This is a genomic window from Aetokthonos hydrillicola CCALA 1050, from assembly GCF_017591665.1.
GTDB lineage: Bacteria > Cyanobacteriota > Cyanobacteriia > Cyanobacteriales > Nostocaceae > Aetokthonos > Aetokthonos hydrillicola.
Genome location: NZ_JAAKGC010000126.1, coordinates 1 through 13,354, shown reverse-complemented (window position 1 = coordinate 13,354; position 13,354 = coordinate 1). Strand labels below are relative to the sequence as shown.

General features: G+C 40.5%; 8 protein-coding genes and 1 pseudogene. 8 read left to right on the top strand and 1 reads right to left on the bottom strand.

From position 1 onward, the window contains the following. Positions 1-594, bottom strand: a pseudogene (locus tag G4P69_RS32445) (sugar transferase); the annotation flags it as partial. A 1,564-nt stretch (positions 595-2,158) separates the two neighbouring features. On the opposite strand from G4P69_RS32445, the gene G4P69_RS32440 reads away from it, so the two are divergent. The 8 genes from G4P69_RS32440 to G4P69_RS32405 all read left to right on the top strand — a co-directional run. Next, positions 2,159-4,324, top strand: coding sequence for a GumC family protein (locus tag G4P69_RS32440; RefSeq protein ID WP_208339991.1), 2,166 nt, complete (start codon positions 2,159-2,161; stop codon positions 4,322-4,324). A gap of 1,007 nt (positions 4,325-5,331) precedes the next feature. Then, the gene (locus G4P69_RS32435; RefSeq protein ID WP_208339992.1) at positions 5,332-6,612 is read left to right on the top strand and encodes an ABC transporter ATP-binding protein; all 1,281 of its coding nucleotides are present in this window, start codon (positions 5,332-5,334) and stop codon (positions 6,610-6,612) included. A 51-nt stretch (positions 6,613-6,663) separates the two neighbouring features. Further along, positions 6,664-7,182 (top strand): acyltransferase, encoded by a 519-nt coding sequence (locus tag G4P69_RS32430; protein WP_208339993.1) that lies wholly within the window; start codon positions 6,664-6,666, stop codon positions 7,180-7,182. Positions 7,183-7,471: 289 nt separating this feature from the next. Further along, on the top strand, positions 7,472-8,512 hold the full coding sequence (locus G4P69_RS32425; protein ID WP_208339994.1) for a Gfo/Idh/MocA family protein: 1,041 nt from the start codon (positions 7,472-7,474) through the stop codon (positions 8,510-8,512). Continuing rightward, positions 8,509-9,618, top strand: a complete 1,110-nt coding sequence (locus G4P69_RS32420) for a DegT/DnrJ/EryC1/StrS family aminotransferase (RefSeq protein WP_208339995.1) — start codon at positions 8,509-8,511, stop codon at positions 9,616-9,618. The genes G4P69_RS32425 and G4P69_RS32420 overlap by 4 nt, the downstream gene beginning before the upstream one ends. Further along, on the top strand, positions 9,618-10,628 hold the full coding sequence (locus G4P69_RS32415) for a hypothetical protein (protein WP_208339996.1): 1,011 nt from the start codon (positions 9,618-9,620) through the stop codon (positions 10,626-10,628). Before G4P69_RS32420 ends, G4P69_RS32415 begins: the two co-directional genes overlap by 1 nt. A 206-nt stretch (positions 10,629-10,834) precedes the next feature. Beyond that, complete coding sequence (locus G4P69_RS32410) at positions 10,835-11,818, top strand: methionyl-tRNA formyltransferase (protein WP_208339997.1); 984 nt, start codon at positions 10,835-10,837, stop codon at positions 11,816-11,818. 392 nt (positions 11,819-12,210) lie between these two features. Then, positions 12,211-13,354, top strand: a 1,144-nt coding sequence (locus G4P69_RS32405) for a DUF4082 domain-containing protein (protein WP_208353883.1), incomplete at its 3' end; no start/stop codon positions are given.

Sequence of the window (13,354 nt, the reverse complement as noted above, 5' to 3'; positions counted from 1 at the left end):
ACCCATTCCATTGATACTACTCTTTGGTAATTGAGTGATATTTTCAAGGTTTTCAGCCAGAACAACCAACCGCCCTAAGGGATTGAGTTTCAGAAAATCTCTGACAAATTTGACAGTACTGTCTCCTGCACCTAAGACTAGCCAGCGACTTTGCTGGGCTTGCGATCTCACCCAACGAGCTGCCCATAAGCGCGATATCACCACCCAGATAGTAAATATTCCTAGACTTGGTAACAAAACACTCCGCCACAAAAAAGGGTTGTGTCTCCAAGCACCGGACAAGTAAATTAACGCAGCACTAACTCCAGCTACAAAAGCGTTACATAGTATGATCCGAGCTGGAACTCGCAAACCCGCAATTTGGCTATCTGGTTTGTATGTGTCTGCCAAATAAAAAACCGACACAATCAGCAAGATTAATCCACACACAATCAGATTAAACTCGTTGAGTAGTTTGCTGCTACGTAGCCAAAAGCCAAACTCTAAACAGACGACTAAGGAAGAAATGTCACTTACTAAAAGCAAGACGGGGAGGCTGCGGACTTTCGGTATCTTAGAGCTTGCTGAGATGTTCCAAAAAGTTTGTGTAGACATTATTCATTTTGGTAATTGTTCGTACCGGGCGTGTCATCGTAAGTAATACTTGAACACAGACAGACGTGTTGAGAATATCCCAAATCTTTAGGCTCATAACAGTCCTAAATCATTTGTGAAAAAAAACAAGCATACCTATGTATACTTATCTATCTATTTTTTCTCTTCCCTATTCTCCGTTCCCAGTCTCTCCCTAAGCCAGGAAGTTTACAACTCATTTAGGATTGCTATATCCCTCTTCTGTCGCTTTCCGAAAACATTTACCATTTCTGATTCCTAGAGCTTTTGTATACGAAGCGATCGCCAGCTTTTTTGTAGTAACAAATACAACATCCATTTTTTTATAATAGGATAGCTTGAATCAATCGCCTAATGAGGCTTCTAGTGATCGCCCTCTCGGAGAGTGACAGAACAGGGATATGATTGTTATTCATGCGAATATATTGCTCAGCTGGAGTGGCAAGCAAGCAATATCCTCACACTAACCTTATTAAACTTGGGATGCTCGTAACCTGTTGAAATCACGGATGCAGTTTGTGTTTTCGGCTGAAATCCGCTCAACTAGTATTTTTATTATCAGGTTGTGGATCTTATTCAGTAGAATCTTCTCCCATTTAATCGTTTATATGGAAAAAAATTCTTCTTTATTTTACGTTTTACAAAAAAAATACAAACTGCTTTGTTTTATCAAGATATTGTGAAGTTTTACTATGTCGGGTTGCGGAATACACTGTATCACTCTAAGGTTATTTGAGTGCGATTAAATTTGAGTACCATTAAACATAGTGGCCTCATTATTGAAAGCTGAAGTGCTCCAAGCAAAAGAACTACTAGGGCTAGTACGATAAAGTAAATAGGGCTGTACAATAAAGCAAAAATGATAAGGAGCAGGGGAAACTAGCTCGCCCACAAGGAGTGAGGCTTTAAACCTTTACCTCTTTGTAAAAAGAATTCTCATTAGTTTAGTTCTTTAACGGTTTAGGATATCAACTTTAGTCTAGTTCTTTAACGGTTTAGGATATCAACTTTAGTCTAGTTCTTTAACGGTTTAGGATATCAACTTTAGTCTAGTTCTTTAACGGTTTAGGATATCAACTTTATTTCCGCAGATCTGTACTAGTGGTATAAATTCAGATACTCTCTGACACCACTCTCTATCTGATTTGGTATCATAAATCAGCTAATTTGCAGCATAGTTGCATGATAACCATATTGCGTGTGTGCTGACGCTGTTATTAGCTCATGGGACTTTTACAATCAGGTATTATCAGGTTGATGGATTCTAATCAGTAAGAAAAAGACCAAGAAAAATTCTGCGATTTACAACAATACTGGCTGCTTGTCAAAAGGCGGTGGCAGGCAATAACAATTGTCAGCGTCTCTGTATGTTGGATTCACAGCATTAGGTACTTATCGGCAGAAATCTGTTTACCAAGCGTAAGGAAAGCTGCTCTTTGAAATAGCTGAATGTATACGCACTCCGCGATGTAGGGTTAGCAACCCGTTTCCTAGTTCCAGACAATGCGACTGGTAAGTCCTTCAGGTAAATTTTGCAACAGATACCATGTCGTCTAACCAAGAAAACCAAGATACCTTAGATTTGCAGCAATACTTGCTGATTCTGAAAAGGCGTTGGGTGTTAATAGTAGTCGTAACTGGTTCAGTTTTCGGACTATCAGCTTTACTTGCTTTTAGACAAAAGCCCATTTATGAAGCGGAAGGTAAGCTGCTTTTTAATAAAACTGATCGCGTTTCTTCGCTGACAAATCCCTCGCAACAAGTTGTGGAATTGAGCAGTGTGACTCAACAAAACAACCCATTAGATACAGAAGCGGAAATAATTCGCTCAAGTCCGATAATTAAGAATACCATTACTACCCTGAGCTTGACAGATAACAAAGGAATACCTATGGAAATAGGTCAGCTTCTCACAAAACTCAAGGTTAAAAGTGTCCGGGGTACGGATATACTGTCCGTTTCTTACACTAGTAGGGATCCAAAAGAAGCGGCAGATGTTGTGAATTCGGTAATGAAATATTACCTGGTGAACAATATTAGCGTCAATCAAGCCCAAGCAAGAGCAGCGAGTAGATTTTTGAGCAACCAATTGCCTCAAGTAGAGGCAAGGGTAGTTAGAGCAGAGGCAGCTTTGCGTCAGTTTAAAGAACAAAGCAAAGTAGTTGCCTTAGACCAAGAAGCTGCCACAAGTGTGGAAAGGCTTAACGAGTTATCTGGTCAGATAACTCAAGCTCAATCAAATTTGGTAGATGCCGAGACTCGCTCACAACTTCTACAACGTCAATTGAAATTGAATTCGCAGCAAGCTGTGGATACGGGCAATTTAAGTCAATCAAAAGCTGTGCAGGAGGTATTAACACAATATCAGAAGACCCAAAACGAGTTAACGGTGGCACAGACTCTCTATACAAATGAACATCCAGTGATCGTTAATTTGATGGCAAAAGCAACATCTCTGAAAAAACAGTTAGCGACACGAGTTTCAGAAAATGGGGGCATAGAAAAATCTGTACCAACGCAAAATTTACAGATGGGGGAACTCAAGCAAACTCTAACTGCTCAGTTGGTACAGTCGGATGTGGAACGCTCAGCACTAGCCAATCGAATTAAGGTTTTACAGGATGCATACACAATCTCCCAACAACGGTTGGGTGTCTTACCCAAACTGCAAGAAAAACAGCAACAGCTAGAGCGACAGTTGCAAGTAGCACGAGGAACTTATGAAGAACTGCTGAAGCGATCGCAAGAAGTGGAAGTAGTAGTAAATCAAAATATTGGTAATGCACGGGTTGTATCTGAGGCTATAGTTCCCAACAAAGCCGCCTCAAAAATTAAACCCCATCTCGCGCTCGGTGGATTGTTGGGATTTTTCCTAGGTGTGGGGATAGCTTTAATGTTGGAAGCTATGGATCGATCCCTGAAAACTATTGAGCGAGTTCAACAGCTATTTGGTTATTCCTTGCTCGGTACAATTCCTCAGTTTGGTCAAAAATCTAAAAGCAGTGACGCAGAGTCTTTAGTAGAACTGCCAGTAAGAGACAATCTTTACTCAACAGCCAATTCAGCCTTTGAGATGCTTCAGACCAACTTGGATTTTACCGTTTTTGATAAACAGCTGAGAGTAATTGCCGTGGTTAGTTCAACTCCAGGTGAAGGCAGATCATTTGTAGCAGCTAACCTGGCAGTAGCTAAAGCACATATGGGACGTCGGGTGCTATTGATAGATGGGGATATGCGTCATTCTTGCCAACAAGCAATCTGGAAATTACCCAACTTAGTAGGATTGAGTAATGTTTTAGTCGGTCAAGCAGAGTTTTCTCGCACTACCCAAGAAGTATTAGTTAACTTGAACGTGCTAACCGTTGGGACAATTCCACCTAATGTGGCAGCACTACTAGACTCGCAGCGCATGTCTTTATTGATACAAGAAGCAATTGAAAGCTATGACTGTGTAATTATTGACACTCCGGCACTGAGTTTGTTTGGTGATGCTTTGATATTGAGCAAGATGGCAGATGGGATATTGCTAGTTGTACGTCCCGGAGTGCTACACTCATCCGTTGCAAAAACTGCAAAGACAATGTTAGAACAAGCGCGATCGCGCGTTTTAGGAATGGTGGTGAATGGGGTTACTACTGAAAGCAGATCTGGTTACTATTATCATTCTAGGAGGTCTGACCGTGAAAAAATCGCCAGCAGTATCAAAATCTGACAAGAGCCAAGATATGGTTTACTCAGGTATTGAAACTCTCCGTATAAAACCGGATAATGTAAAAAGATGCGCGATAAGGATACCTGATTTTTATTTCTTTTTATCGCTAAATCAAAGTTTGTGGTTAAATACTGAGTAATAAAACTACAGATGTATTTCCAGGTACAAGATGTGAGTTTAGGTCACTGCGCTTTTGCGTAATCGCTCACTTACCAACAAGTTTAAATTAAATTCCTCACAAGTTCCTCACATATGTTTATTAAATTTAGAAGTGAAATTGAAAAAGGCAGTCCCGATAAAAAAATTTTCACCGCCATGCATGTAAGTGTCTTGCTCGCCCTGCTCCCTACTTACAAGTCACTCATAGGCGCAAAGACTGAAGTACAGACCAAAAACAAGACTTAACCATCAAGAAAAATATAAAATCGAGACTCATTACTTTAACTAAATACTGCTAGGTCAATTTTGGGATACGGGCTTCGATGGTCTTTATGATCTCAGTCTGTCCAACGTAACCTTCTACTCTTTTCTTTGCAATTGAAATGATGGAGGAGGCCGAACGACAGAGAACGTGTAACCAAAAACGTAAAGCATTAAATTAAAGTGATGAATATTTTCAACCTCATCAAGGATTAAAATCCTGTAAATTAAGAGCAGATTAGCTGAACTTTCCTTGCGGAGGGTTTGATTTGGTAAAGGACTTATCAATTTACCTATGAAGTGAATTTTGTCCCAAAAACTGTGAGAGAAAACATCCTGATTAAGGAGTCATAATTCGAAACTCAGAATCAATTGGATGGGGATTTAGACCAGATCCGATTATAGAGTGTCCAGGGTCTTTTCAGAGAGAAAGCTAAAGTTCTTGGTTACTCGTTTAAGTTTCATGCTTCTAGTTGGGTAATTAAGCCTGCCCTTCTTTCCGGACTAAATGAGTAAAGGGATTTAAATCGCCTTACTCATCGATAGAACGGACATTTGCAAACGTAATTTAAGGAGGATATGGGTAAATGTCCGATAGCGTAGTTCGGGTAGAAAATTTGAGCAAAAGATATATCATCAGCCATCAGAGTAGTAGCTCTAGCCGCTACAAGTATAAGGCTTTGCGTGATGTTATTGCTGACGGAGCTAAATCCTTAACAAAAAGTTTGATCAAACGCTCAAATAAAAACAGACCCGATCCTTCTCTTGAGGAATTTTGGGCATTAAATGCCGTTTCTTTTGAGATTAAACAGGGTGAAGCCGTTGGTATTATTGGACGAAACGGTGCAGGGAAATCAACGCTCTTAAAAGTCCTCAGCAGAATCACCGAACCAACGAACGGACGAATTGTTATCAAAGGGCGGGTGGCAAGCCTATTAGAGGTAGGAACTGGATTTCATCCAGAATTAACGGGGCGAGAGAACATTTACCTCAACGGTTCTGTTCTAGGGATGAGTAGAGGCGAAATTAAGAAGAAATTCGACGAAATTGTTACCTTTGCGGAAATTGAGAAGTTTTTAGATACGCCGGTCAAGCGCTATTCTTCTGGCATGTACGTGCGCCTTGCTTTTGCCGTTGCCGCCTACTTGGAGCCTGAAATTTTGGTTGTTGATGAAGTGTTGGCAGTTGGTGATGCCGCATTTCAAAAGAAGTGCTTGGGGAAAATGGGGGATGTGGCAACCAAGGAAGGACGGACAGTTTTGTTTGTCAGCCATAGTATGCAAGCTATTGCTCAACTGACTAAACGTTGCATACTCCTTTCCAAAGGTAATCTTCAGTTCGATGGTAATACTAGCGAAGCTGTGCAATTATATCTGGCTAGGCAAAAAGATGATTTCAATCCACCGGCTTATTATCAAGCCCCTGCAAACAAAACTGGCAACCATGTAGCTTGGTCACGGGTTCACACATCTGAAGGGGGTGGAGTTCACGATTGGGGCAAACCAATTATGTTTGAGTTTGCTATGCACATTGATCAACCTCACCAAAGCTTACGTTTCTCCTTCCAAGTTGTTAGTAGCCTACAACAACCTATTTGTATGTTCTATTTCTTTGATGCTGACAAAGCTCGATTCTGTCAGGAGTCAGGAAAATTCGTTATTCGGTGTGAGGTACCAAAATATAGGCTATACATGGGTTCGTATACGTTAACAACGTGGTTTAGTGTCCGCAGTACTGACACTTTACTTGAGAATTTAAGAGAAATTTGTTCGTTTGAGGTTTCAATGCTCAGCCTTGAGCGACCAGATTACCCATATCAACTGGATGAATGTACTTATTTAGAAGATGCTACTTGGACAGTTATTTAAACTGAGAAAACATCACTAAAGTTTTTTAGGATTTTTATTCATAGAGAAATTATGCCAGTAAGTAATGATGTCCATTTGGGAAAAAATGTGAAAATTTTTCATTCTGATCTGGTAAACCTTTATGGTTGTAAGATTGGCGATGATACCAAAATAGGTACTTTTGTTGAAATACAGAAAAATGTTACGGTAGGCAGTCGTTGTAAAATCTCGTCACATAGTTTTTTGTGTGAAGGCGTCGTTCTTGAAGATGAAGTTTTTATTGGTCATGGAGTTATGTTTACTAATGACCTTTATCCACGGGCAACCAATGAAGTTGGTAGCTTGAAAACTGATGCTGACTGGGACGTAGTCAAGACGTACGTTAAAGGCTGCGCTTCAATTGGTAGTAACGCTACGATCCTTCCAGGAGTGACAGTTGGAGAAAAAGCTATAGTTGGTGCTGGATCTGTAGTAACTTCTGATGTTCCTGACAATGCAATTGTCGCGGGAGTACCTGCTCGCATAATTGGCGATGTACGTACTTGCGCGTCATCCCCAAGAATAGTAACTAGTACAGCGCGGCAGAAATAAGTAGACCATTTCAAATAGCCAAAAGCCTTGATTTATAACACTTTTGACTTTTGACTTTTGAATGAGTGACTTTCGCGAAGCGGTACTAGTGGTTGCAGCTAAGTAGCTAATAGCATTGCATTCTCGGTAAGCACAAAAATTTTTATTAGATATTTCCAGCAGAAATAAATATTCATGAATTAGAGGTAAACTCTCATTGACATAACGTTAATGGCATTGATTGCTGAAACTAACAGAACATTATCAATTGGTAGTTGGTAGACAGTATTCCCTGATTAAATAAGAGACGATGACAAATATCAATATAGGTATAATTGGCTATGGTTACTGGGGTCCTAACATAGTCAGAAATTTTGCTGAAATCCCACAAGTACAAGTAACGATTATTAGCGATTTAAAACCAGAATTGTTGACAAAAGCACAAGCTCGATATCCTACTATTCAGGTAACAACAAATTGCCGAGACATATTTACAGATCCCAAGATTAATGCTGTGGTGATCGCTACGCCAGTATCTACCCACTTTGACTTGGCTTTAGCTGCTTTACAGGCTGGTAAGCATGTACTGGTCGAGAAGCCTATGACTGTCTCCTCAGAACAAGCTATTCGGTTAATTGAAGAGGCAGAAAAACGTAACCTAGTACTGATGGTAGATCATACGTTTGTCTATACAGGTGCGATACGTAAAATGAGAGATTTAGTAGTAACAAATGCAATAGGTAATATTTACTACTATGATTCTGTACGCGTTAACTTAGGACTTTTCCAGCATGATGTCAATGTAATTTGGGATTTGGCAGTTCATGACCTTTCAATTATGAACTATATATTGCCGTCTCAACCTTATGCCGTTTCCGCTACAGGAATGAGTCATGTTGTTGGAGAACCAGAAAATATTGCCTATTTGACTCTGTTTTTTGAGGGTAACTTAATTGCTCACATTCATGTCAACTGGTTAGCACCAGTAAAGGTACGCCGTACGTTGATTGGCGGGAGTCAGCGAATGATTGTTTACAATGACTTGGAGCCTAGCGAAAAAGTTAAAGTTTACGACAAGGGCATTACAGTCAATGGCAATAATTCTGCCGAGAAAGTTTATCAAATGCTCATTGGGTACCGCACAGGTGATATGTGGTCACCCCAACTGGATATGACAGAAGCACTGCGGACAGAAGGATTACACTTTATTGAGTGTATTGAAAAAGGCAAGCGCCCTATTACTGATGGGCAAGCAGGATTCCAGGTAGTGAAAATTTTGGAAGCAGCTACGGAGTCGATGAGAACGCAGGGCAGATTAATTGAACTTGATAAAGTAGGGGTAGCAGCATGATTCCGTTTGTAGATCTTAAGGCTCAGTATTTGAGCATTAAAGAGGAAATTGACTCTGCTGTCCTCAAGGTTTTGGAAAGTACCCAATTTGTCCTAGGGAGTGAGGTAGCAGCTTTCGAGCAAGAGTTTGCGCAATATTGCAGTGCCGATTACAGTGTAGCTTTAAATACAGGAACTAGTGCATTACATTTGGCTCTGTTAGCAGCGGGCGTCTGTCCTGGTGACGAAGTTATTACAACACCTTTCACTTTTGTTGCAAGTGTTGCAGCTATTGTTTATACTGGCGCGACACCCATATTTGTAGATATTGACCCAGTTTCCTACACCATCGATGTAACTAAAATTGAACAAGCCATTAGCGAGAAAACTAAAGCCATTCTGCCCGTGCATTTGTACGGTCAACCAGCAGATATGGATCCAATTTTAGAAATTTCTCGTCGCTATGGTTTAACTGTTATTGAAGATGCAGCACAGGCGCACCGGGCAGAATATCAAGGACGGCGCGTAGGTAGTATTGGCGATATTGGATGTTTCAGCTTTTACCCAGGTAAAAATTTAGGTGCCTATGGAGAAGGTGGTGCAATCGTCACAAATAATCCTGAGTATGCAAAAACAATACGTATGTTGCGCGATTGGGGACAAGAAAGCAAGTACCATCATGCTCTAAAAGGTTATAACTACCGCATGGATGGGGTACAAGGAGCAATTTTGAGGCTAAAGTTACGCTATTTAGATAAATGGACGGAAGCACGCAGGACACACGCAGCAGCATATGATCGCTTATTAGCAAATTCGGGAGTAACGACTCCCACTGTGATGTGCTACAGTTACCATGTGTACCATGTCTATGCAGTACGTACTTCTCAACGGGAAAGATTGCAACAGCAGCTTAATGCACAGGGAATTCAAACAGGTATTCACTACCCTATTCCAGTACACTTACAAGCTGCTTACTTAGATTTAGACTATAAATTTGGCGATTTTCCTCATTCAGAACTAGCAGCTAGGGAAGAACTTTCACTGCCAATGTATGCTGAACTAACAACAGACCAAATTTATAGCATCGCTGAAACTCTCACAAGCACTCTTCAGGGAGTGACGGTGTAATGAACGATATCCCTCCTGGTTTAAACTCCCAACGTCTTGTCATCCTTATGGAGCAGTCAATTAAACGCTGCAACCTCCAACTTGACAGTCTAATTATACTGACAGAAGCTGCTACAGGAGCATACATCGTTACGCCTGTACTGGCAGCTATGGCAGGGGCTGAAAAAGTGTTCGCACTTACCCGTAGTAGCCGTTACGGTACTGCAGAATCTGTGATAAAGCGGACACAACAGCTAGCAGAGATTGCAGGGGTGAGCGATCGCATCGAATTTCGCCAAGAAAAAACCAAAACTATCGTTGCCCAAGCAGACATTATCACCAATAGCGGACACGTGCGTCCTATTGATGAACAGATGATTAAGTGGATGAAACCAACAGTAGTTATTGGCTTGATGTATGAGGCGTGGGAATTTAGATCCCAAGATGTGGATCTTAATGTCTGTCGTCAACGAGGTATCCAAGTTGCAGGGGTCAATGAACGGCATCCAGGAGTGGATGTTTTTTCGTTTCTAGGTATCATGGCAATTAAGCTCTTACTAGATGCTGGTATTGCTATTTATACAAGTAACATCTTGCTATTGTGTGATAACCCTTTTAGTTCATTTATACAACGTGGATTAATAAACGCCGGTGCAACTGTAGACACGGTAGAAAGTCTTACGGTAGCCTCTACAGACAAAATCTACGATGCTGTTGTAGTCGCTCTGCAACCACGACAAGAGCCTGTATTATCCGCTCAAGATATAATCGCGATCGCCAAGTATTGGCCAGGGTGTGTAGTAGCTCAATACTGGGGCGATATTGACCGTTCTACGTTTTTATCACATAACATACCTGTATACCCAGAAATAGAGCCAAAACCGGGACATATGGCTATTTTGCCATCAGGAGTGGGGCCAGAACCCATCATTCGACTGCAAACAGGAGGCTTTAAAGCGGCTGAAGTTATTTGGCGACAACAATTTTCCGAGTTAAATCAAGATTCTCTAGAATTTGTACAACTGCTGTAAACTTTTAAGATTTCTATCCTGACAGATTCTGCCATAGGAATCCCATCTGATTTATGAAAAAAATTAAGTATTCTATGGTGTGTTAGGTAGAGCGGTAACGCACTATTTTAAGGTTTCGGTGCTATCTCAAAAAACATGTTTTGAATTCATTCTTTAAAGTCTCTTACCTTATGCAATCAGTCCTTTGTTACAATCTAGGTAGCTAAATGATTAATGTACTCTTAATCGGTCTAGGTATAACAACTTTAACTGCCTTGGAATCTTTAATTTCTAATTGTAATATCCAAGGAATAGTGAGAAATATAGATGTTGAATCTTACACAGATGACCCAATAATTATCTTAGCAAAACAGAGCGGTATTCCTATTTTTACAGAAGTTTCACAACAACAAATTAAAGATTTAATTTTACAATTAAAGCCAGACTATGTAGTAGTTTCCTCTTATAACAAAATTTTAACACCAGAAATAATTGAATTGTGTACTTTTATCAATGTTCATTATTCACCTTTACCTCAGTATCGAGGGCGTGCTAACGTCAACTGGGCAATGATCAATGATGAACGTTTTGCAGCAATCACTATTCATAGAATTTCTCCGGAGTTGGATGAGGGAAATATTTTATTTCAACAATTGATTCCAATTTCCTCTGAGGCTACAGTAGCTGATTTATATCACAATCTCAACGAAATTCAGCGTGAACACCTAGGAAAAACGCTTGTTAAAGCCTTCGATGGCTGTGAAGGAATACCACAAGATAGCTCTAAAGCTACTTATTGTTGTACTCGCTTACCAGATGATGGTGAAATTAATTGGTCAGAATCTACGAGAAAAATAGACTGTTTTATTCGAGCGTTAGTATTTCCTTTCCCTGGCGCTTACACCTACTTTCAGGGAAAAAAATTAATAATTTGGCAAGCAAAGCCAGTGGATGATCCTCCTACTTATGTAGGACGCGTTCCTGGTCGAATTATTGCCAGATCGAAATCAAAAGGTTATGTCGACGTTCTTACAGGTGATGGCGTTCTAAGAATTTGGGAAGTGCAGTGGGATAAGGGAGAAAAAACAGCAGCTTCAAATGTCATTAAGTCCGTAAAAAGCACTTTAGGTTTAAGTAAGTCTGATTTACTAAATCGTCTCCAGGTTCTTGAAGAAGAAATTACAAATTTAAAAAAGTATTGTACGAAATAATTGCGTATTTTAAGCTTAGTCTAAGGTTACTCTTTAATTTGGAAATTGACATTTATGGTTATAGAGAAAGTATTAATCTTAATTATAGAAGTAGGAAAATAACATATGGTATCAATTGGTAATTCCTACTCTTAAAAGATATCAGGTGCAAGTAGTTGATTGGGATGCCATCAAATTAAAATCTAGTTGTGCAAACAAGTCTTTGAAAACTTTCACTAAAGTTTTACAAGCGTTTAGAACAGCTATGTCTTTTCAATTAGTTGACTCTCAATCGTGATACGTTTGCTGCAAATAAAGCATAAATAGGCTTTATTTACAGTTAATTTTTGTTTAAGTTCCGGCAGAAAGTTAGATGAATTACTTTGGCTCAATTGCATAAATCCAACTGAATAATGACTACCCTTTTTACTAATCAAGCCCCAAGTGTTGCAAATTTCACCGATAACGTTCCTTATGAATTAGGAATGAAATTCCGCACCACCTCAGCAGGGCAAGTTTCTGGCATTCGTTTCTGGAAAGCAGCTAGCGAAACAGGAACTCATACCGGCAAGATTTGGTCAGCAACAGGAACTCTCCTAGCAAGCGTTACTTTTACTAACGAGACCGCTTCTGGTTGGCAGGATCAGACTCTCAGTACGCCGCTTAGTATTCAGGCTAATACGACCTATGTGGTCTCCGTCAACGTAAATGCTTATTACGTCTACACCGATAATCAACTAGCTAGCGCTATAACCAATGGAACTCTCAGTTCAGTGGCAGACGGTAATAATGGGCTGTTTAGTGGGACTCCAGGACAATTTCCAACTAATTCCTACAAGAATACTAACTACTATCGCGATATTGATTTCTCTGTTGCTGCCGTTGCGACCATTACAAAAGCTAGTGGCGACAATCAGACTGGTAATGCCGGAACTACCTTACCTAACCCCTTGGTTGTTCAAGTTAAAGATGCTGCTGGTAATCCTCAATCTGGGACGACTGTGAACTTTGCCGTTACCGCTGGCGGGGGGTCAGTCTCACCCACAAGTGCAGTAACTAATGCTAGTGGTCAAGCTAATACTACTTTAACACTAGGAACTGCTGCTGGGGCAACCAGTCCTGTGACTAATACTGTCAGTGCTACGGTAACCGGAATAGGTAGCGTAACTTTTACTGCTACTGCAAACCCCCCAGTGACCAGCCAAAAGATATTCACGACTCAAGTCCCAAGCATTCCAAATTTGACTGATGGGGTTTCTTATGAATTAGGAATGAAATTCAAAAGTGCTAGAGGAGGGCAGATTACCTCAATTCGCTTTTGGAAAGCAGCTAGTGAGACAGGAACTCACACTGGCAAGATCTGGACGGCAGGAGGAACTCTCCTTGGAAGCGTTGCTTTTACTAACGAGACAGCTTCTGGCTGGCAGGAGCAGGCTCTCAGTGTACCAGTTGTTATTCAGGCTAATACAACCTATGTGGTTTCTGTCAACGCAAACTCCTACTATGTCGACACTCAAAATCAACTAGCTAGTTCCATCGTCAACGGCGACCTCAGCA